At 70.7% G+C, this 20927-nt stretch carries 20 protein-coding genes; 15 read left to right on the top strand and 5 right to left on the bottom strand.

The features are described from left to right. Positions 1 to 140 precede the first annotated feature (140 nt). The 10 genes from secY (at position 141) to truA (ending at position 7491) form a co-directional block, all read left to right on the top strand. On the top strand, positions 141 to 1454 hold the full coding sequence (gene secY / locus IF61_RS0122970) for a preprotein translocase subunit SecY (protein ID WP_030368396.1): 1314 nt from the start codon (positions 141 to 143) through the stop codon (positions 1452 to 1454). Continuing rightward, positions 1454 to 2104, top strand: a complete 651-nt coding sequence (locus IF61_RS0122965) for an adenylate kinase (RefSeq protein ID WP_030368395.1) — start codon at positions 1454 to 1456, stop codon at positions 2102 to 2104. Before secY ends, IF61_RS0122965 begins: the two co-directional genes overlap by 1 nt. A gap of 134 nt (positions 2105 to 2238) precedes the next feature. Then, positions 2239 to 3075, top strand: a complete 837-nt coding sequence (gene map / locus IF61_RS0122960) for a type I methionyl aminopeptidase (protein ID WP_030368394.1) — start codon at positions 2239 to 2241, stop codon at positions 3073 to 3075. A gap of 163 nt (positions 3076 to 3238) precedes the next feature. Continuing rightward, the gene (gene infA, locus IF61_RS0122955) at positions 3239 to 3460 is read left to right on the top strand and encodes a translation initiation factor IF-1 (RefSeq protein ID WP_003956442.1); all 222 of its coding nucleotides are present in this window, start codon (positions 3239 to 3241) and stop codon (positions 3458 to 3460) included. A gap of 59 nt (positions 3461 to 3519) precedes the next feature. Beyond that, positions 3520 to 3633 (top strand): 50S ribosomal protein L36, encoded by a 114-nt coding sequence (rpmJ, locus tag IF61_RS0122950; RefSeq protein ID WP_003956441.1) that lies wholly within the window; start codon positions 3520 to 3522, stop codon positions 3631 to 3633. A 182-nt stretch (positions 3634 to 3815) separates the two neighbouring features. After that, positions 3816 to 4196 carry a 30S ribosomal protein S13 gene (gene rpsM / locus IF61_RS0122945; RefSeq protein WP_030368393.1) on the top strand — a complete coding sequence of 127 codons (381 nt, stop codon included), beginning with the start codon at positions 3816 to 3818 and terminating at the stop codon, positions 4194 to 4196. Between the two features lie 105 nt (positions 4197 to 4301). Continuing rightward, on the top strand, positions 4302 to 4706 hold the full coding sequence (gene rpsK, locus IF61_RS0122940) for a 30S ribosomal protein S11 (protein ID WP_003948617.1): 405 nt from the start codon (positions 4302 to 4304) through the stop codon (positions 4704 to 4706). A gap of 147 nt (positions 4707 to 4853) precedes the next feature. Further along, the gene (locus tag IF61_RS0122935) at positions 4854 to 5876 is read left to right on the top strand and encodes a DNA-directed RNA polymerase subunit alpha (RefSeq protein ID WP_004946635.1); all 1023 of its coding nucleotides are present in this window, start codon (positions 4854 to 4856) and stop codon (positions 5874 to 5876) included. A 183-nt stretch (positions 5877 to 6059) separates the two neighbouring features. After that, on the top strand, positions 6060 to 6524 hold the full coding sequence (gene rplQ, locus IF61_RS0122930) for a 50S ribosomal protein L17 (protein ID WP_030368392.1): 465 nt from the start codon (positions 6060 to 6062) through the stop codon (positions 6522 to 6524). Between the two features lie 112 nt (positions 6525 to 6636). Beyond that, on the top strand, positions 6637 to 7491 hold the full coding sequence (gene truA / locus IF61_RS0122925; protein WP_030368391.1) for a tRNA pseudouridine(38-40) synthase TruA: 855 nt from the start codon (positions 6637 to 6639) through the stop codon (positions 7489 to 7491). Between the two features lie 92 nt (positions 7492 to 7583). On the opposite strand, the gene IF61_RS0122920 is transcribed toward truA, so the two are convergent. Continuing rightward, on the bottom strand, positions 7584 to 9728 hold the full coding sequence (locus IF61_RS0122920) for a glycosyltransferase family 4 protein (protein ID WP_030368390.1): 2145 nt from the start codon (positions 9726 to 9728) through the stop codon (positions 7584 to 7586). Positions 9729 to 9875: 147 nt separating this feature from the next. Further along, entirely contained in the window at positions 9876 to 12041 is a 2166-nt protein-coding gene (locus IF61_RS0122915) for a glycosyltransferase family 4 protein (protein WP_030368389.1), read from the bottom strand. A 176-nt stretch (positions 12042 to 12217) separates the two neighbouring features. Here IF61_RS0122915 and IF61_RS0122910 point away from each other — a divergent pair, with 176 nt between their 5' ends. Continuing rightward, positions 12218 to 13039, top strand: a complete 822-nt coding sequence (locus IF61_RS0122910; RefSeq protein WP_030368388.1) for a hypothetical protein — start codon at positions 12218 to 12220, stop codon at positions 13037 to 13039. Positions 13040 to 13262: 223 nt separating this feature from the next. Here IF61_RS0122910 and IF61_RS32570 read toward each other — a convergent pair whose 3' ends face one another. Further along, positions 13263 to 14273, bottom strand: coding sequence for a hypothetical protein (locus tag IF61_RS32570; protein ID WP_245684585.1), 1011 nt, complete (start codon positions 14271 to 14273; stop codon positions 13263 to 13265). A gap of 65 nt (positions 14274 to 14338) precedes the next feature. Here IF61_RS32570 and IF61_RS0122900 point away from each other — a divergent pair, with 65 nt between their 5' ends. The 4 genes from IF61_RS0122900 to glmM all read left to right on the top strand — a co-directional run bounded on the left by IF61_RS0122900 (position 14339) and on the right by glmM (position 18776). Then, a complete protein-coding gene (locus IF61_RS0122900) occupies positions 14339 to 15967 on the top strand; it encodes an ABC-F family ATP-binding cassette domain-containing protein (protein WP_030368386.1) in 1629 nt (542 codons plus the stop codon). Between the two features lie 253 nt (positions 15968 to 16220). After that, on the top strand, positions 16221 to 16667 hold the full coding sequence (rplM, locus tag IF61_RS0122895) for a 50S ribosomal protein L13 (RefSeq protein WP_030368385.1): 447 nt from the start codon (positions 16221 to 16223) through the stop codon (positions 16665 to 16667). 46 nt (positions 16668 to 16713) lie between these two features. Next, positions 16714 to 17223, top strand: a complete 510-nt coding sequence (gene rpsI, locus IF61_RS0122890; protein ID WP_030368384.1) for a 30S ribosomal protein S9 — start codon at positions 16714 to 16716, stop codon at positions 17221 to 17223. Between the two features lie 194 nt (positions 17224 to 17417). Next, complete coding sequence (glmM, locus tag IF61_RS0122885) at positions 17418 to 18776, top strand: phosphoglucosamine mutase (RefSeq protein ID WP_030368383.1); 1359 nt, start codon at positions 17418 to 17420, stop codon at positions 18774 to 18776. 128 nt (positions 18777 to 18904) lie between these two features. Here glmM and IF61_RS0122880 read toward each other — a convergent pair whose 3' ends face one another. Together IF61_RS0122880 and coaA are read right to left on the bottom strand one after the other, a co-directional pair. Then, positions 18905 to 19858, bottom strand: a complete 954-nt coding sequence (locus IF61_RS0122880; protein ID WP_030368382.1) for a DUF389 domain-containing protein — start codon at positions 19856 to 19858, stop codon at positions 18905 to 18907. A gap of 27 nt (positions 19859 to 19885) precedes the next feature. Further along, positions 19886 to 20878 (bottom strand): type I pantothenate kinase, encoded by a 993-nt coding sequence (coaA, locus tag IF61_RS0122875; RefSeq protein ID WP_030368381.1) that lies wholly within the window; start codon positions 20876 to 20878, stop codon positions 19886 to 19888. Positions 20879 to 20927 lie beyond the last annotated feature (49 nt).

The following is a 20927-nucleotide window of genomic DNA, read 5'->3' as shown; positions in this document are numbered from 1 at the left end:
GGGGCACGGTCGCCGGTAAGGTGGCGTGCACTGTTAACCTCCGCGCGGCCTGTGTCCGCGCGGATTTTGACTGATAAGTATTCGTCGATCCTCAAGACCGTCACCTCTCGCGTGGCAACGCGAGAGGCGCAGGAGGCACCGTGCTCACCGCGTTCGCCCGGGCGTTCAAGACGCCCGACCTGCGCAAGAAGCTGCTGTTCACGCTGGGCATCATGGTGCTCTTCCGGCTCGGTGCGCATGTACCGGTGCCGGGAGTCGACTACCGCAATGTCCAGATGTGCATGGACCAGACCAAGAGCGGTCAGGGCCTCTTCGGCCTCGTGAACATGTTCAGTGGTGGCGCGCTGCTGCAGATCACGATCTTTGCGCTCGGGATCATGCCGTACATCACGGCGAGCATCATCCTGCAGCTCCTGACCGTCGTCATTCCACGGCTGGAAGCCCTCAAGAAGGAGGGTCAGTCGGGGCAGGCAAAGATCACGCAGTACACGCGTTATCTGACCGTGGCTCTTGCCGTCCTCCAGGGCACCGGCCTCGTGGCCACTGCCCGCAGCGGTGCCTTGTTCGGGGGCTGCACCGTCGGGAACCAGATCGTTCCCAACCAGTCGATCTTCACCACCGTCGTCATGGTCGTCACCATGACCGCCGGCACCTGTCTGATCATGTGGCTCGGTGAGCTCATCACCGACCGCGGCATCGGCAACGGCATGTCGATCCTGATGTTCACCTCCATCGCCGCCGGCTTCCCGACCGCCCTCTGGGCGATCAAGCTGCAGGGCACCCTGATGGGCGGCTGGCTGGAGTTCTCTCTGGTCATCCTCTGCGGCCTGGCCATGGTCGCGCTCGTGGTGTTCGTCGAGCAGGCCCAGCGCCGGATCCCCGTGCAGTACGCCAAGCGCATGATCGGCCGCCGTTCCTACGGCGGCACGTCCACCTACATCCCGCTCAAGGTGAACCAGGCGGGTGTGATTCCCGTCATCTTCGCCTCGTCGCTGCTCTACATCCCGGCGCTGCTCGTGCAGTTCACCGGGTCGAAGGCGGACTGGGCGGAGTGGATCCAGCGCAATCTGGTCAAGGGTGACCACCCGATCTACATGGTCACGTACTTCCTGCTGATCGTTTTCTTCGCGTTCTTCTACGTCGCCATCTCCTTCAACCCCGAAGAAGTTGCCGACAACATGAAGAAGTATGGTGGGTTCATCCCGGGCATCCGGGCGGGTCGTCCCACCGCGGAGTACCTGAGCTACGTGCTGAACCGCATCACGTGGCCCGGCTCTCTCTACCTGGGCCTGATCGCCCTGGTGCCCACGGTGGCGCTGGTCACACTCAACGCAAACCAGAACTTCCCGTTCGGGGGAACCAGCATCCTGATCATCGTGGGTGTCGGTCTGGAGACTGTGAAGCAGATCGAGAGCCAGCTTCAGCAGCGCAACTACGAAGGGTTCCTCCGCTGATGCGAATCGTCCTCGTCGGGCCGCCCGGCGCCGGCAAGGGTACGCAGGCCGCGTACCTCGCCAAGAACCTCGCGATCCCGCACATCTCGACGGGCGACCTCTTCCGGGCGAACATCAGCCAGGGCACGCCCCTGGGCCAGAAGGCCCAGGAGTACATGCGGGCCGGCCAGCTCGTGCCGGACGAGGTCACCATCGGCATGGCCAAGGACCGCATGGACCAGGCGGACGCCGCCGGCGGCTTCCTGCTCGACGGCTTCCCGCGCAACCTGGCCCAGGCCGAGGCGCTGGACGCCATCCTCAAGGCCGACGACCTCAAGCTGGACGCCGTCCTGGACCTGGAGGTCCCGGAGGACGAGGTCGTCAAGCGGATCGCCGGTCGCCGGATGTGCCGCAAGGACAGCTCGCACATCTTCCACGCGATCTACAACCCGCCGGCCGTGGAGGGTGTCTGCGACACCTGCGGCGGCGAGCTGTACCAGCGCGAGGACGACAGCGAGGAGACCGTCCGCCGCCGGCTGGAGGTCTACCACAGCGAGACCGAGCCGATCATCGACTACTACAAGGCCCAGGGCCTCGTGGTGACGATCTCGGCCCTCGGCAAGGTCACCGAGGTCACGGAGCGCGCGATGGCGGCTCTGTCGCGCGACTGAGCTCTCGCGGAGGTGGTTGCGCGCCGCCGCGGTTCCTCAATTGATGATTGCTGTACTACGGCCGCGGTGCCCCTAGGGGCACCGCGGCCGTAGTGTTATTCGAGTCGGACCGTAGTCCCAGAAAGGCACCACCCATGGTCGAGATCAAGACCGCCGAGCAGATCGCGAAGATGCGCGAGGCGGGGCTGGTCGTCGCCGCCATCCACGCGGCCACCCGGGAGGCGGCCGTGCCGGGTGCCACGACCAAGGACCTGGACGAGGTCGCCCGCAAGGTGATCGCCGAGCACGGCGCGAAGTCGAATTTCCTCGGGTACGGCGGCTTCCCCGCCACCATCTGCACCTCGGTGAACGAGGTCGTCGTCCACGGCATCCCGGACGAGAAGACGGTCCTCAAGGACGGCGACATCATCTCGATCGACGCCGGCGCCATCGTGGGCGGCTGGCACGGCGACGCGGCCTTCACGGCCTTCGTGGGCACCGGTCACGCTCCGGAGCTGATCGAGCTCTCCCGGGTGACCGAGGAATCCATGTGGGCCGGCATCGCCGCCGTGAAGAACGGCAACCGCCTGGTGGACATCTCCAAGGCCATCGAGGGCTACATCCGCCGCCAGCCCCGCCCGGCCACCGGCAAGTACGGGATCATCGAGGACTACGGCGGCCACGGCATCGGCTCCGAGATGCACATGGACCCGCACCTGCTGAACTACGTCTCCCGCAAGCGCGGCAAGGGCCCCAAGCTCGTCCCGGGCTTCTGCATCGCCATCGAGCCCATGGTGAGCCTCGGCACGGCCCGTACGCACGTCCTGGAGGACGACTGGACGGTCCTCACGGACGACATGTCCTGGTCCTCCCACTGGGAGCACTCCGTCGCCCTGACGGAGGAAGGGCCGCTGGTCCTGACGGCGGTCGACGGCGGCAAGGCGAAGCTGGCGGAATACGGCGTCACGGCGGCCCCGGATCCCCTGGCGTGAGCACCGCTTAAGGATCACTGCGGCGGGGCAGTCACCCCTGGATTAGTCTTTCGGGTTGCCCTGACGTAGACTGACGCGTCGGCTCTCGTGTATCCGCATGCCTTCGTGCCGATGGCACGCACATACGAGAGTTGATCAAGGTAGCCGATTCGAAAGGCGAAGCGTGGCCAAGAAGCAAGGTGCCATCGAGATCGAGGGCACCGTGATCGAGTCTCTGCCGAACGCAATGTTCAAGGTGGAGCTCCAGAACGGTCACAAGGTCCTCGCGCACATCAGCGGCAAGATGCGTATGCACTACATCCGCATCCTTCCGGATGACCGGGTCGTCGTGGAGCTCTCTCCGTACGACCTGACGCGTGGCCGGATCGTCTACCGCTACAAGTAGATCTTGTCGACGCCCCATGTCCGTGGGGTGACGGCACTGACCCGGAGAACCTCACACCCATGAAGGTCAAGCCGAGCGTCAAGAAGATCTGCGACAAGTGCAAGGTGATCCGCCGCCACGGCCGGGTCATGGTCATCTGCGACAACCTGCGCCACAAGCAGCGCCAGGGCTGACGCAGAACCTGCACTCCGCAGTTTCTTCGCGCGACGCGAGCAAAAAACGTACATACGCAGAGCCCGTCCGGTGTTCGATCACCGGCGACACCTCCGGCGGGGGCCGGGGACCCGGAACGTACCTAGTACGGCGGCCGGGATCGGTTCTGTGTCAGACCCCCGAGAACATCTGGAGCCATTGAATGGCACGCGTTTCCGGTGTTGACATCCCGCGCGACAAGCGCGTGGAGGTTGCACTCACCTACGTCTTCGGTATCGGCCGCACCCAGTCGCAGGCGACTCTCGCCGCCACCGGTGTGAACCCGAACACCCGCGTTCGTGACCTTCCCGAAGAGGACCTGGTCAAGATCCGCGAGTACGTGGACGCCAACCTCAAGACCGAGGGTGACCTCCGTCGCGAGATCCAGGCCGACATCCGCCGCAAGGTCGAGATCGGCTGCTACCAGGGTCTGCGTCACCGCCGTGGCCTGCCCGTTCACGGTCAGCGCACCAGCACGAACGCCCGTACCCGCAAGGGCCCGCGTCGCGCCATCGCCGGCAAGAAGAAGCCGGGCAAGAAGTAGTCCGCAGCGGACGCCGCGGGTATTCGGGGGTCTTCCCCCGGAACCCCCGCAATCCAGCGGTCTTCGCTGTAGGACCGACCACCTCCCTCCATTCAGGAGTAAGACATGCCCCCCAAGGGTCGTCAGGGCGCTGCCAAGAAGGTGCGCCGCAAGGAAAAGAAGAACGTCGCTCACGGCCACGCGCACATCAAGAGCACGTTCAACAACACCATCGTTTCGATCACCGACCCCACGGGCAACGTGATCTCCTGGGCCTCCGCCGGCCACGTCGGCTTCAAGGGCTCGCGCAAGTCCACCCCGTTCGCCGCGCAGATGGCTGCCGAGTCGGCCGCCCGTCGCGCGCAGGAGCACGGCATGCGCAAGGTTGACGTCTTCGTCAAGGGCCCGGGCTCCGGTCGTGAGACCGCCATCCGTTCGCTCCAGGCGACCGGTCTCGAGGTCGGCTCCATCCAGGACGTCACCCCGACGCCGCACAACGGCTGCCGTCCCCCGAAGCGTCGCCGCGTCTGATCCGTCGGGCCGCGAGGCCCGCTGATCATCATCGCGCCGCTTCGTACGGCACACGGGCGGTACGGCTCCTCGGGGCCGTATCGCCCGTACCCTTGTAGTACCTCAGGGCATCAAATAGTGGGTGCCCATGACTGAAGGATTCATCGCATGCTGATCGCTCAGCGTCCCTCGCTGACCGAAGAGGTCGTCGACGAGTTCCGCTCGCGGTTCGTGATCGAGCCGCTCGAGCCGGGCTTTGGCTACACCCTCGGCAACTCCCTGCGTCGTACGCTCCTCTCCTCGATCCCGGGTGCGGCGGTCACGTCCATCCGCATCGACGGTGTCCTGCACGAGTTCACCACCGTGCCGGGCGTCAAGGAGGACGTCACCGACCTCATCCTGAACATCAAGCAGCTGGTCGTCTCCTCGGAGCACGACGAGCCGGTCGTGATGTACCTGCGCAAGCAGGGCCCGGGTCTGGTCACCGCCGCCGACATCGCCCCGCCGGCCGGTGTCGAGGTGCACAACCCCGACCTGGTCCTGGCGACCCTGAACGCCAAGGGCAAGCTGGAGATGGAGCTGACCGTCGAGCGCGGTCGCGGCTACGTCTCCGCCGTCCAGAACAAGCAGGTGGGCCAGGAGATCGGCCGTATCCCGGTCGACTCCATCTACTCGCCGGTTCTCAAGGTCACCTACAAGGTCGAGGCGACCCGTGTCGAGCAGCGCACCGACTTCGACAAGCTGATCGTCGACGTCGAGACCAAGCAGGCCATGCGCCCGCGCGACGCCATGGCGTCCGCAGGTAAGACCCTGGTCGAGCTGTTCGGTCTGGCCCGCGAGCTCAACATCGACGCCGAGGGCATCGACATGGGCCCGTCCCCGACGGACGCCGCCCTGGCCGCCGACCTGGCGCTGCCGATCGAGGAGCTCGAGCTCACCGTTCGGTCCTACAACTGCCTCAAGCGCGAGGGCATCCACTCCGTGGGTGAGCTCGTCGCCCGCTCCGAGGCCGACCTGCTCGACATCCGCAACTTCGGTGCGAAGTCGATCGACGAGGTCAAGGCGAAGCTGGCCGGCATGGGCCTGGCCCTCAAGGACAGCCCGCCCGGATTCGACCCGACCGCCGCGGCGGATGCCTTCGGCGCCGACGACGACGCGGATGCCGGGTTCGTCGAGACCGAGCAGTACTAAGAGCTCGGGCCTGGTGGCCTGATCTTGGCTGCGGCCCGGCTTCGGCTGGGCGCGCAGTTCCCCGCGCCCCTTACGGGGCGCGGACCCTCCGGGGCGCAGCCCCGGATCTCCGACAGGCAACCGCCTGCTCGGATACTGACCTCGGTACCTGATACGGCCGGGGCAGACTAAAGGAGAAACACCATGCCGCGTCCCACCAAGGGTGCCCGTCTGGGCGGCGGTGCCGCGCACGAGAAGCTGATGCTGGCGAACCTCGCCAAGTCGCTCTTCGAGCACGGCCGCATCACGACGACCGAGGCCAAGGCCCGCCGCCTGCGTCCGGTCGCCGAGCGCCTGATCACCAAGGCGAAGAAGGGCGACATCCACAACCGTCGCCAGGTGCTGCAGACGATCACGGACAAGGGCATCGTGCACGTGCTCTTCACCGAGATCGCTCCGCGCTTCGCCGAGCGTCCGGGTGGCTACACCCGCATCACCAAGATCGGCAACCGTCGTGGCGACAACGCCCCGATGGCCGTGATCGAGCTCGTCGAGGGCGAGATCGCCAAGAAGGCGACCGTCGCCGAGGCCGAGGCCGCCACCAAGCGTGCGGTCAAGGAGTCCGAGGCTGCTGCCGAGGCTCCGGCCGAGGAGTCGAAGGACGCCTGACGACTCCCTCCTGGCGCCGCCTTCGGCGCAGGAGGGGCCCACCTGGGCCGTCCGGACGGGCCCGCTCCCACGGGGGGCGGGCCCGTCCCGCATTTCTTGAGAGGAACTCTCGGTGAGTGACGAGGTGGCACCCGGTTTCGTGCGGGTGCGGCTGGACCTGTCGTACGACGGCAAGGACTTCTCCGGCTGGGCCAAGCAGCGCGAGGGCCAGCGCACGGTGCAGGGTGAGATCGAGGCCGCGATCCGGACCGTGACGCGGTCCAAGGAGACGTACGAGCTGACGGTCGCGGGCCGTACCGACGCGGGGGTGCACGCGCGGGGCCAGGTCGCGCACGTCGACCTGCCGGCCGAGGTGTGGGCCGAGCACGAGGAGAAGCTGCTGCGGCGGCTCGCCGGCCGGCTGTCCCACGACGTACGGGTGTGGAAGGTCGCCGAAGCGCCGACCGGGTTCAACGCGCGCTTCTCCGCCATCTGGCGGCGGTACGCCTACCGGGTGACGGACCATCACGGCGGCGTCGACCCGCTGCTGCGGGGTCATGTGCTGTGGCACGACTGGCCGTTGGACGTCGATGCCATGAACGCGGCCTCGAAGGCGCTGATCGGCGAGCACGACTTCGCCGCCTACTGCAAGCGTCGCGAAGGCGCGACGACCATCCGCACGCTGCAGCAGCTGAGTTGGGAGCGGGACGCCTCCGGCGTCATCACGGCGACCGTGCGGGCGGACGCCTTCTGCCACAACATGGTGCGGTCGCTGGTGGGCGCGCTGCTGTTCGTCGGCGACGGGCACCGGCCGGTGGACTGGCCGGGCCGCGTGCTGGCCGCGGGCGTGCGGGACTCTGCCGTGCATGTCGTGCGTCCGCACGGGTTGACGTTGGAGGAGGTCGGGTATCCGGCCGACTCCGAGCTGGCCGCGCGGAATCTTGCCGCGCGGAACAAGAGGTCGCTCCCTGGCGGGGGTTGCTGCTAGAGATCGGGGCTCTGCCCCGGACCCACGGTCCTCAGACGCCGGACGGCTTGGATTTTCCAGCCGTCCGGCGTTTTTGGCGTCCCGTCAGATCATCACGTGGCGTCGGGCGCCGGGCAGCTGATGGCCAGGTCGCTGTTGACCGTGAAGTACGGCTTGATGCCGTCGACCTTCGGGTACAGGTCCGTCTTGTTGCGGTCGACGATGTCGCCGATGAGGCGGGCCACCTTGACCGGCTCGCCGTCCGGGGTCAGGCGCAGGGCCAGGTCCCAGACGGTGTTCTCCTCGTTCCCCCCGCCCGTGCCGCGGGCGTGGCGCAGCTCGGCGTAGGGGATGGTCACTCGGAAGGTCGTGCTGTCGACGGCGGTGACCTCGGCGGTCACCCGGTCGGCGGTCTCGGCGCGCGGGGTGGCGATGAGGACCGGCTCGGTGCCGTCGGCGAACTCGGCGCCGTGCAGGGTGCCTTCGACGGTGAGGGCCGTCTCGTCCTGGCGGACGGCGCGGGCCTCGGCGTGGACGGGGCGGTTCCAGGCGCGCAGGGCGAGGAAGCCGTCGACCGTCGGGTAGGGCACCCACCAGGTGAACGGCGCGTCGGGCAGGGGCTCCAGCTCGACGAGGCCGCGGCCTTCGGCGAGGTGGGAGACGACGCGGCGGCGGGCGCCGTCGTCGCCGCGGACGACGTGGAGGTCCCAGCGGCCCTCGCCCAGGCGGAGCTGCTTGCGGTCGAGGACGGCGGTGTAGGGGGCCTGGGGGCCGGTCGGTGCCGTGAGGGGCACGCTGACGGGCTTGCCCTCCTTGCGCCGGGTGACCGTGAGGGAGAGCTTGTCGCCGGAGAGGCCCTTGCGGTCGACCGAGACGAGGATGTTGCCGTCGGCGTCGACGCGGCAGGAGGCGGTGCAGCGCAGCGGCTTGCGGACGATCTCCTTGATCGCGGCCTTCACCGGAGGGGTGGAGGGCTTGGCGACGCCGCGGCGCAGCGGGCGCAGCAGCTTGCCGGCGGTGCGGCGCAGCATCTTGGAGAGGGGGACGGGCGCGGGCTTGCGCTCGGCGGTCCCCGCACCGGAGCCCGTGGGGGCGGGTGCCGGGGCGGAGCCGTCGCGGGCGCCGCCGAGGCTCTCGATGAGCTCCTCGTAGCGGCGGGCGATGGCGTCGGGGTGGTAGCGCTCGGCGGAGACGAGGGCGTTCTTGCCCATGGTGTGCCGCAGCTCGTCGTCCTCGATGAGCTTGAGGAGGCCCTTGGCGATGGCGTCGCTGTCGAGGTTGGTGACGAGGAGGCCGTCGTGGCCGTCCTTGATGATCTCGCCGGGGCCGTGCGGGCAGTCGGTGGCGACGACGGGGACGCCGCAGTTCATGGCCTCCACGATCGTCATGCCGAAGGACTCCTCGCGGGAGGTGACGGCGGCGATCGAGCCCTTGGCCCACTCGGTCTCGATGGGGGAGTGGGCGCCCATGAGGGTGATGTGGCCGGCGAGGCCGAGCTGGTCGATCTGCTCGCGGAGCTTGGCCTGCTGGGGGCCGCGGCCGTAGATGCGCAAGCGCCAGTCGGGGCGGGTGGCGGCGACGGTGGCCCAGGCCTTGACGAGGAGGTCGTAGCGCTTGACGGGGATGAGGCGGCCGGCGGCGACGACGAGCTTGGCGTTGCCGTCGGAGGGCTCGACCTCGGAGGCGGGGACGCCGTTGGGCAGCGCGATGAGCTTGGTCTTGACGTCCGGGAACTGCTCGCGGTGGGTCGCGGCGTCGGCGTCGGAGACGGAGGTGTGGGCGTCCAGGTGCGGGATGGCGAGGTCCTGGGCGGCGCGGATGTTCGGCTCGTGGGTGCCGTAGATCCGGTGCTCCTGGCCGATCCGCAGGTAGCGGTCCTGCCCGAACTCGGCCAGGTACATGACGAGGCCGGGGCGGGTGGCGATGACGACGTCGGCGTCGGTGCGGGCGAGGTGCTCGGCGACGCGCTTGTCGGTCAGGGCGCTGAAGTGGGCGCCCTTGGCCTCGACGGACGGGATGTGGGCGCTGTCCTGCTCCAGCAGGGGGTTGTCCCGGTCGGCGCCGGTCTCGGCACGGGTGTCGATCAGGTGGACCAGCTTCACCTTGCGGTGCAGGGGGAGCTTGGGCGTGCCACCCGTCCTGTGGATCGACACGATCTCCACGTCGTGCCGGGCGGCGAGCGCGCCGGCGACGTTGAAGGTGGAGCGGATCGTGCCGCCGATGCCGTAGGCGTTCTGCAAAAGGAAAGAGATCTTCATGGCGGTGTGTGCGCGGCGCGAGCGGGCGGCGCGTCCGTCCTTCCCCCTGGCCTGGGTGTACGGGTCTCCCCTCGGCCGGACGCCTCGCTGGTCCGGTCCGATCCGTCGGTTAAGACCGTTGGGAGGGATTTCGGTTGCCTGTGCAGGTTACATTGTGGCTTGAGTCACATCGTTCACGTCAAGGGTGAGATCGTTCTCCGGGTCGAAGACGGGGCGCACGGCGACGGTGCCGCGCACGGGGTGTCCGAGGGTCCGCGCCGGGTGGACGTCGGTGCGTTTGCGGTCGACGCCGTCGCCCGTGAGACGCCCGATCGGGACGTGCGGTTCCGCGGGCGCGGGGCGCAGCGCGATGCGCCAAACGTCGTGTGCGGTGCCGCGGCGGGCGAAGAGCAGGTCGTACGGGACGGTGCAGCGCAGCTGCCGCGGGCCGAGGGCGGTGAGCGGCACGTCCACGTCGTACGAGCTGTCCTCGGGTGAGACGAGGACGAGGCGCGAGGCGGGCGTGAGCGGCGCTGCGGTGCCGTGCACGGTGGCGGTCACGGTGAGGGAGGCCTCGCCGACGGTGATCGCGTCGAGTTCGGCGTGGGCGGGGCGGCGCCAGGTGCGCAGGGTCAGCGAGCCGGCGGCGGTGACGTAGGGCACCCACGCCGTGACGTGGCCGTCGGCGTCGAGGCCCAGGGGCAGGGTCAGCAGGCGGGCCTGTTCGACGAGGTCGGCGGCGACGCGGGCACGCTTGCCGTCGTCGGCGCGCTCGGCGAAGAAGTCCCAGCGGCCCTCGGCGAGCGGGGTGGCGGCCCGGTCGAGGACGGCGGTGAGCGCGCCCTTGCCGGTCGCGGGGCGGGTGAGGGGGAGCTCGATGCGCTCGCCCTCGCCGGTGCCGTCGGTGCCGCGCAGGCGGGCCGTGAGCGTCAGCCGCTCGCCCGTGACGCCCGCGCGGGGCAGCCGCACGGCGAGGCCGCCGTCGGCCGTGGCGCGGGCGGAGGCGCGGGGGCGCAGCGGCTTCAGGGGTGCGGGTTCTTCCGGGACGGCCGCGGGCCGGGCCGGGCGGAGGGCCTTGGTCGCCTTGCGGCGCAGTGGCCGTACGAGGCGGGCCGCGGTGCGGCGCAGGGCGGCGGAAGCGGGTGCCGGCGTGGGCGCCGCGGCCTTGTCCACCCGCTCCGGCAGGAGCTCCGGCCGCACCTCGCGCACGATCTGCTCGAACCGTTCGGCGATCTGCGCGGGGGCGTAGCGCTGCGCGGAGGCGCGGGCGGCGCGGCCCATGGAGCGGCGCAGCTCCTCGTCGTCGATGAGCTTCAGGAGGCCCTCGGCGATCGCGCCGGCGTCTCCGGGGCGGACGAGCAGGCCGTCCACGCCGTCCTCGATGATCTCGCGCGGCCCCTGGGGGCAGTCGGTGGCGACGACCGGCACGCCGCAGTGCATGGCCTCGACGATGGTCATGCCGAAGGACTCGAAGTCGGAGGTCACGGCGGCGATCGAGCCCTTGGCCCACTCCGTCTCGATGGGCGAGTGCGGGCCCATGAGCGCGATGTTCTCGCCCAGGCCGAGCGCGTCGATCCGCTCGCGCAGGGCGGTCCGCTCGGGGCCGCGGCCGTAGATGCGCAGGCGCCAGTCGGGGCGCTCGGCGACGACCTCGGCGAAGGCGTCGACCAGCAGCCCGTAGCGCTTGACGGGGATGAGGCGGCCGGCGGCCACGACGAGCTTGGCGGAACCCTCGGAGGGCTCGACGGCGGCGGCCGAGACGCCGTTGGGCAGCGCCGCGATGTGCGTACGGGCCTCCGGCAGCTTTGCGCGGTGCGTGGCCGCGTCGGCCTCGGAGACGGTGGTGAGGGCGTCCAGGAGCGGGATCGCGGCGTCCTGGGCGGCGCGGACCTCCGGGTGGTGGCCGTCGTAGATGAGGTGTTCCTGGCCGATGCGCACGTACGTGCGCTCCGTGGCGAGGCGGGTGAGGTGCACGAGGAGGCCGGGGCGGGTGGCCACGACGACGTCCGCGTCCGTGGCCTCCAGGTACTGGGCGACGCGCAGGTCGGCGAGGCGGGTGAAGGCCTTCACGTCGCGCTCGCGGGCCGGGAGGAGCGCGCTGGGCTGCTGCTGCAGCTCGTTGTCCGTCTCCGAGCCCGGCGCGTCCTTGCGGATGTCGATCAGCGACGTGAGGCGGACGCGGCGGCCGGCGGGGAGCTTCGGGGCGTCCGCGCTGCGGTAGACGGAGACGAGCTCGACGTCGTGGCGGGCGGCGAGGGCGCTCGCGAGGTTGCCGGTCGCGCGGATGGTGCCGCCGATGCCGTAGGCGTTGTGGATCAGGAACGCGATCTTCATGGGCGTGCGGGCGGTCCTCCCTCCGGGGGCGGTGCGTTCTTATGTTCGGGCGAGCGAACTGTAGGGGCAGCCGTGAAGCCCCTGTCAAGCCGTGCGTCGAACGGCAGTCCAGAGGGTAACCGTGTGGCCCAGCGTGGCGCGGGCACGGACCCGGTGGGCGCTGGGACCCTGGGCCTGTGAAGGCGATGGTGGCGGTCTCCGCGGTCGTGGCCCTCGGGCTGACCGCCGGATGCGGCGGCAGCGGCAGTGGTGGCGGGAACGGCGGTCCCGGCGGCGGAGGGAACCGCGGCGGCTCCCGGGGCGAGGCCAAAGGCACGCGCAATGCCGTGCGGATACTGAGCCCCGCCCAGCTGCGGCACGTGGAGCTCGGGGCCCGTGAGGTCCCCGGCTTCCAGATCGAACGCGCCGGCAGCAGCGCGGCGGGCCTCGGGCGGCCCGGTACGGACGCCGCCGCCTGCCGGCCGCTCGTCGACGCCCTCGGCTCCCAGCCGCGGCCCGCGCCGGCCGCGTCCGTCGTCAACACCTTCGCCAAGGCCGGCGAGGACCTCGACTTCCAGGGCCTCATGGGCATGATCCGCGTCTCCGCCTACCGCGGCGACGGCGCCGCCGCCACGCTCCGCGGGCTGCGCTCCGCGGCGGATCGCTGCGCGGGCGGCTTCGCCATGCTCACGGGCGAGGGCGAACCGCAGGAGTTCCGCGCCGTGCGGACCCTCGCCGCGCCGCGGCTGGGCGACGAGGCCGTCGCCTACCGCCTGGAGAACGCGGCGGAACGGGCGCCGAGCCTGATCACGGTCGTCCGGTCCGGAGCGACGCTCGCCATGTTCTTCGCCACGAGCCTCGGCGACCCCGAGAACGTCGAAATCCCGCCGGACCTGGTGGCGGCGCAGGTGGAAAAGGTCGAACGGGCAGGCCGGAAAGCCCCCACGGCGCCGCCGCCGTCATCTCCGATGGCGGCGGGGGAGGGCGGGGAGGCGGGTGACGGGGGTGACGGCGGGTGACGGGGTGACCTGCGGTCGGTCGTGGCTGGTCATGGGTGCCGTGCACCTGTGAATCCGCCGGGTCGCGCCGCGGGGGCTTGGCGCCGTCGCGGCGGGATTTCCTGCCTGCGGCAGAGGGGCGGGGCCGCTGTCCACCGGGCCGGGCCATGGGTGCCGCGCACCTGTGTATCCGTCGCGGCGGCGGGGGTTCTCTGCCTGCGGCAGGGAGGGCGGGCCCGCCCCCTTACGCCTGCTTCTTCGTGCCCGGGGACGGCGTGGCCACCGACGCCGACGCCTGGGCGTTCGCTCGGGCCATGATGCGGCGGAACGTGTAGCCCGCTACGTCGCGGCCCGCCTGGAGGGCTTCCTTGTCGTCGTCGGGGACGGCCTTGCCGTTCGTGTAGCCGGAGACGGTGAAGTACGCGTAGCGCCCCTCCGCATTGGCGGTGAGGCGGCAGGCCGTGGCGCGGCAGAAGGACGGGCCGTCCCCGGCGAGGGACTCGATGTTCCCCGTGGACTGCTCCTTGGCCTTGTCCGCCGCGGCCTTCGTGTCGAAGACGGCGACGCCGACCGTCACCGCGACCCCGTCCCGTACGTACGTGGCCCGCAGCACCTGGCGGCAGCCGTTGCCGGTGAGGACGGAGCCGAGGCCGCCCTGCGCGGCCGTGGCGCAGTCCTCGCTGGTGGCCGTGGCGGTGCGGTCGTACTTGCGCTTGTCGAGGGACGGCTTGCTGTGCGGGAACAGCGTCTTCGTGCTCAGCGGGGCCTTGTCCTTGTCCGCGCTCGCTATGAACTCGCGCGGGTTCGGCGGAGGCGGCGGCGCGACCTGCGAGAACGACGGCTCGGGCGAGCCGGAGGAGCTCGGGAGCTTCTGCGGCGAGGGCAGCCCGGAGGCGCTGCTGCTCTTGTTGGAGCCGACGACGAGCGCCGCCACGGTGCCGGCGACGGCGACCGTGGCCACCGCGCCGCCGCCGACCAGCAGCCACTTGCGGCGGCGGCCGCGGGCGGCGGTGGTGTTCGCGAGGGCGTCCCAGTCGGGCGTCTGCGAGGCCTGGCCCGGGGCGGCGGGCCCCCACGGCGCCGGCGGCTGGGGCAGCGGCTGAGGCTGCTGCGCCTGCTGCGCAGGCTGCTGCGGCGGCAGCACCGGCGGCGGCCCGAACTGCCCGGCCGGTGGCATCGGCTGCCCGCCCGGCTGCGGTCCCGGCTGCTGCGGATCACCCGGGGCCCCGTACGGCCCTCCCTGCCCAAAGCTCATGGCGTGCATCGTAAACCGCGAAAACTGGTTGGTCGCCCCCTGTGGAAACAGGGAGAATCCCGCCCATGGGACATGTCGAAGCGGGCCACCTGGAGTACTACCTCCCTGACGGGAGGGTGCTCCTCGGCGATGTCTCCTTCCGCGTGGGCGAGGGGGCCGCGGTCGCCCTCGTCGGCGCCAACGGCGCGGGCAAGACCACGCTGCTGCGCCTGATCGCGGGCGAGCTGCAGCCGCACGGCGGCGCGGTCTCGGTCAGCGGCGGGCTCGGCGTGATGCCGCAGTTCGTCGGCTCGGTCCGGGACGACCGCACGGTCCGTGACCTGCTGGTCTCCGTCGCCCAGCCCCGTATCCGCGAGGCGGCGAAGGCCGTCGACGAGGCCGAGCTCGCGCTCATGGAGCGTGACGACGAGGCCGCGCAGATGGCGTACGCGCAGGCGCTCTCCGACTGGGCCGAGGCCCGTGGCTACGAGGCCGAGACCGTGTGGGACATGTGCACCACGGCCGCCCTCGGCGTCCCGTACGAGAAGGCGCAGTGGCGCCAGGTCCGCACGCTCTCCGGCGGCGAGCAGAAGCGGCTCGTCCTGGAGTCCCTGCTGCGCGGCACGGACGAGGTCCTGCTGCTGGACGAGCCGGACAACTACCTCGACGTTCCCGGCAAGCGCTGGCTGGAGGAGAAGCTGCGCGAGACGAAGAAGACGGTGCTCTTCGTCTCCCACGACCGCGAGCTGCTGGCCCGCTCCGCCGAGAAGATCATCAGCGTCGAGCCGGGCCCGGCGGGCAGCGACGTCTGGGTGCACGGCGGCGGCTTCGCCACGTACCACGAGGCGCGGAAGGAGCGGTTCGCCCGCTTCGAGGAGCTGCGCCGGCGCTGGGACGAGAAGCACGCCCAGCTGAAGAAGCTCGTGATCACGCTGCGGCAGGCCGCCGCGGTCAGCCACGAAATGGCCTCGCGGTACGCCGCGGCCCAGACCCGGCTGAGGAAGTTCGAGGAGGCGGGCCCGCCGCCGGAGCCGCCGCGCGAGCAGGACATCCGGATGCGGCTGCGCGGCGGGCGCACGGGCGTACGGGCCGTGACCTGCGCCGGGCTGGAGCTGACCGGCCTGATGAAGCCCTTCGACCTGGAGGTCTTCTACGGGGAGCGGGTCGCCGTCCTGGGCTCTAACGGTTCGGGCAAGTCCCACTTCCTGCGGCTCCTGGCCGGGGACGCCGAGAATCCCGTGGCGCACACCGGCTCCTGGAAGCTGGGCGCCCGCGTCGTGCCGGGGCACTTCGCGCAGACGCACGCCCACCCCGAGCTGCTGGGCCGCACGCTCGTCGACATCCTGTGGACGGAGCACGCCAAGGACCGCGGCGGGGCGATGTCCGCCCTGCGGCGGTACGAGCTGGAGAAGCAGGGCGACCAGCCCTTCGAGAAGCTGTCGGGCGGGCAGCAGGCCCGCTTCCAGATCCTGCTGCTGGAGCTGGCCGGCACGACGGCCCTGCTCCTGGACGAGCCCACGGACAACCTGGACCTGGAGAGCGCGGAGGCCCTCCAGGAGGGCCTGGAGGCGTACGAGGGGACGGTGCTCTGCGTCACACACGACCGCTGGTTCGCCCGTACGTTCGATCGCTTCCTGGTCTTCGGGGCGGACGGCCGCGTCCGGGAGGTCCCGGAGCCGGTGTGGGACGAGGGGCGCGTGGCGCGCAGCCGGTAGTGGGCCGGGTGGCCGCGCCCCGGCGCCGGTGAGACCATGTGTTTTGACCCCGCCGGTGGGCGCCCGGTACTCTACGAGTTCGTTATGCGTATTGGCTTGGTCGTTCTCACGCGAGGGGCCCTTACGCTTGCCCACCAGAGTGGCCGCCAGCGGCATGCACCCGGGTTGCGTCCCCGGAGTGCGTCCCTCGCAGGCAGCCGCCTCCGGCGGGCCGTGTCAGGACCCACTCACTGAAGAAGCGAAGGCTACGACCGTGCGTACGTTCAGCCCCAAGCCCGGCGATGTCCAGCGCCAGTGGCACATCATCGACGCGCAGGACGTCGTCCTGGGCCGTCTGGCCTCTCAGGCCGCCAACCTCCTGCGCGGCAAGCACAAGCCCGTGTATGCGCCGCACATGGACATGGGTGACTTCGTCATCATCATCAACGCCGACAAGGTTCACCTGTCCGGCAACAAGAAGACCCAGAAGATGGCCTACCGCCACTCGGGCTTCCCGGGCGGTCTGCGTTCGGTTCGTTACGACGAGCTGCTCGACAAGAACCCGGAGAAGGCCGTCGAGAAGGCCATCAAGGGCATGGTTCCCAAGAACTCCCTGGGCCGTCAGATGCTCTCGAAGCTGAAGGTGTACTCGGGCAGCGAGCACCCGCACGCCGCCCAGCAGCCGGTCCCGTTTGAGATCACCCAGGTCAAGCAGGGCTAGTCCCGGCCACACCGCCGAACCAGACAGAAAGCATCTGAGGAGAATCGTGGCTGAGACCACCGCCGAGACCCCCCTTGAGACCGAGGGCGTCGAGGAGTACACCACCGAGACCGAGGTCGTTGAGTCGGAGTACACCTCCGAGTCCCTCGCGTCCCGCTTCGGCGACCCGCAGCCGGCCGCCGGCCTGGGCCGTCGCAAGAACGCCATTGCCCGCGTCCGGATCGTTCCGGGCACCGGCAAGTGGAAGATCAACGGTCGCACCCTTGAGGACTACTTCCCCAACAAGGTGCACCAGCAGGAAGTCAACGAGCCCTTCAAGGTGCTCGAGCTCGACGACCGCTACGACGTCATCGCCCGCATCGCGGGTGGCGGCGTTTCCGGCCAGGCCGGCGCCCTGCGCCTCGGTGTGGCCCGCGCGCTGAACGAGGCGGACGTGGACAACAACCGCGGCCCGCTGAAGAAGGCCGGCTTCCTGAGCCGCGACGACCGTGCGGTCGAGCGCAAGAAGGCCGGTCTGAAGAAGGCCCGCAAGGCTCCGCAGTACAGCAAGCGCTAATCACGCGGCTTCGCTGCTCTGCTCGAACGCCCCGGCGGCACGCTCCGTGCCCGCCGGGGCGTTTCGGCTATCGGTCACCCGGGACGTATCGGCGTATACCTGAAGTCAACGTTCCGGCTGTGGACCCGACACTTTTGTTTGCGGGGCCCGTTCACAGGCAGGCCCCGTATCCGCGCGTTTTTCGGAGGACACCAGTGGGACGACTCTTCGGTACGGACGGTGTGCGCGGCGTCGCCAACGCCGATCTGACGGCCGAGCTCGCACTCGGCCTGTCGGTCGCTGCGGCGCACGTGCTCGCCGAGGCGGGGACGTTCGAGGGCCACCGCCCGGTGGCCGTCGTGGGCCGTGATCCGCGGGCGTCCGGGGAGTTCCTGGAGGCCGCCGTCGTGGCCGGCCTGGCCAGCGCCGGCGTCGACGTGCTGCGGGTGGGCGTGCTGCCCACGCCCGCCGTCGCCTACCTCACCGGCGCGCTCGGCGCCGACCTCGGCGTGATGCTCTCCGCGAGCCACAACGCCATGCCCGACAACGGCATCAAGTTCTTCGCCCGCGGCGGCCACAAGCTCGCCGACGAGCTCGAGGACCGCATCGAGCAGACCTACCGGGCGCACGCCTCCGGCGAGCCCTGGGACCGGCCCACCGGTGCCGGCGTCGGCCGCGTCCGCGAGTACGACCAGGGCTTCGACAACTACGTCGCCCACCTCATCGGTGTCCTCCCCAACCGCATGGACGGCCTGAAGGTCGTCATCGACGGCGCCCACGGCGCCGCGGCCCGCGTCTCCCCGGAGGCCTTCGCCCGCGCCGGCGCCGAGGTCATCACCATCGGCACCGAGCCCGACGGCCTCAACATCAACCACGAGTGCGGCTCCACGCACCTGGACAAGCTCCGGGCCGCCGTCGTCGAGCACGGCGCCGACCTGGGCGTGGCGCACGACGGCGACGCCGACCGCTGCCTCGCCGTGGACCACAAGGGCAACGAGGTCGACGGCGACCAGATCCTCGCCGTCCTCGCCCTCGCGATGCGCGAGGCGGGCTCGCTGCGCAAGAACACCGTCGTCGCGACCGTGATGTCCAACCTGGGCTTCAAGCTGGCCATGGAGCGCGAGGGCGTCGAGCTCGTCCAGACGGCCGTCGGCGACCGCTACGTCCTGGAGGAGATGAAGGCGCACGGCTTGGCCCTCGGCGGCGAGCAGTCCGGCCACGTCATCGTCCTCGACCACGCCACCACCGGCGACGGCACGCTGACCGGCCTGATGCTGGCCGCCCGCGTCGCCGCCACGGGCCGCTCGCTGGCGGACCTGGCCGGTGTGATGGAGCGCCTGCCGCAGATCCTCATCAACGTCCGCGACGTCGACAAGACCCGGGTGAACTCCTCGGAGGAGCTCGCCGCGGCCGTCGCCGACGCCGAGCAGCAGCTGGGCTCCACCGGCCGGGTGCTGCTGCGCTCGTCCGGCACCGAGCCGCTCGTCCGGGTGATGGTGGAGGCCGCCGACATCGAGCAGGCGCGCACGGTCGCGCAGCGGCTCGCCGACGCGGTGAAGTCGGCGCTGGGGTAGTCCCGGGTTCAGGGCCCGGTTCCGGGCCCTGTCCGGCGCATTCCGCCGGGCCCTCGCCGTGGTGGCGGAGCGCCGTGGCGGCAGCGCGCCGTGGCGGCGGAAGAAGGCGAGCGGGCTTGCCGCCGCCGTCAGCGCTTCAAGTTGCTTCCCCCTGCGGAGCGGCCCCGTTGCCGTATCCAGAACCACTTCTGCGCGAGCAACGTCAGCGTTCCCGCCACCACGATGCCCGCGAGGTTCAGGGCCAGCTGCACGGCCGACCCGCGGGTCTCCGCCCAGTCGCCGTACGACAGGGCGACGGCCGCGTTCGCCGCGGCCGGCACCGTCGTCACCGAGATCGCCACGCCGATCAGCGCTCCGGACTTCGCCGAGGTCAGGGAGAGGATGCCGGCGATCCCGGCCAGGAACGCCACCACGAAGGAGAAGGCGTCCGGTTGCCAGATGAAGGACGTCTGGGGGCGGGGGGCCAGGAACTTCGCCTCGTGGAAGAGCCCGAGCGCGTCCATCAGGAGGCTGAAGCCGCCGGTCAGGAGCATCGCCACGGGGAAGCCCACGAGCAGCGCGGCCATCGACCGCCAGGCCAGCCCCGGCGCCCGTCGCACGATCGCCGTGCACAGCCCGGCCAGCGGGCCGAACTCCGGTCCCACCGCCATCGCGCCCACGATCAGGATCGCGCTGTCCATGATCACGCCGCAGGCGGCCAGCATCGTCGCCACCGTCAGGAACGCCAGGAACGTGACGGTGAGCGTCGACTCCTCGTGGGTCTCCTCGACCAGCGACTCCCACACGATCGCGTCCGCGCCCGAGCCGGGCGCGGCCAGCTCGGCGTGCTGCGCGCGCCGGGAGAGCACCAGGTCGACGTCCTCGACGGCGACCGAGCCGACCTCCGGCAGGCCGCTCGCGCGCAGGGCGCCCAGCAGTTCGTCGGCCGCCTCGCGCGCGACGTCGCACAGCACGATGTCGCCGTGCGGGTCGCGGCCCGCGCCGGGGATGACGGCCAGATGTGTGGCGCCCACGGTCTTCTCGACGAGGGCGACCACGTCGTCGGTGCGCGCGGGCGGGCAGATCATCCGCAGGTGGAGCATGGGCGTCCCGGTCTGGTCGTTGGTCCGTCAGAGCTTGCGCAGCGACAGCCGCTGCACCTTGTGGTCCGGCCCCTTGCGCAGGATCAGGTTCGACCGGCCGCGCGTGGGCGCCACGTTCTCCAGCAGGTTGGGCTTGTTGATGGTCCGCCAGTTGCGGCGCGCGTAGTCCAGGGCCTCCTCCTCGGAGACCTCGGTGTAGCGGCTGAAGTACGAGTCGGGGTCGGTGAAGGCCGTGGCGCGCAGCTTCTTGAACCGCTCGTAGTACCAGCCTTCGATGTCCTCCGCGCGCGCGTCCACGTACACGCTGAAGTCGAAGAAGTCGGCGAGCCCGACGCGCGTGCGGCCGTCCTTGCCGGGCAGGGCCGGCTGGAGGACGTTGAGGCCCTCGATGATGAGGATGTCGGGGCGGTGCACGGTCAGCCGCTCGCCGGGCACGATGTCGTAGATCAGGTGGGAGTAGACGGGGGCGGAGACCTCGTCCTTGCCGGCCTTCACATCGGCGACGAAGCGGGTCAGGGCGCGCCGGTCGTACGACTCGGGGAAACCTTTCCGCGACATCAGGCCGCGGGCGTGCAGCTCGGCGTTGGGCAGCAGGAAGCCGTCCGTGGTGACCAGCTCGACGCGCGGGTGCTCGGGCCAGCGGGCCAGCAGCGCCTGCAGGAGGCGGGCGGTGGTCGACTTGCCGACCGCCACGCTGCCCGCGACCCCTATGACGAAGGGCGTGCCGGGCTGGGAGTGGGAGCCGTGCCCGTCGCCCACGTCGCCCAGGAAGGTGTTCAGCGTGGCGCGCAGCCCGCTGGTGGCCTCGACGTACAGGTGCAGGAGCCGGGACAGCGGCAGGTAGACCTCGCGGACCTCGTCCAGGTCGACTACGTCCCCCAGGCCGCGCAGCCGCTCGACCTCGTCGGCGGTCAGCGGCAGCGGTGTGTCCTCGCGCAGGGCGCTCCACTCGGCGCGGGTCAGGTCCACATAGGGGGACGAGTCGGCGCGGCGGCGCTGCTGCTCTGTGGTGGTCGGCACGGGCCCATTGTGCGCGGCCGGGGCGCCGCGCTCACTTCCGGGTGTCGGG

Origin of the sequence: Streptomyces roseoverticillatus (genome assembly GCF_000719265.1) — a bacterium.
GTDB classification, from domain to species: domain Bacteria; phylum Actinomycetota; class Actinomycetes; order Streptomycetales; family Streptomycetaceae; genus Streptomyces; species Streptomyces roseoverticillatus.
This window is presented reverse-complemented; position numbering and strand designations above follow the sequence as displayed.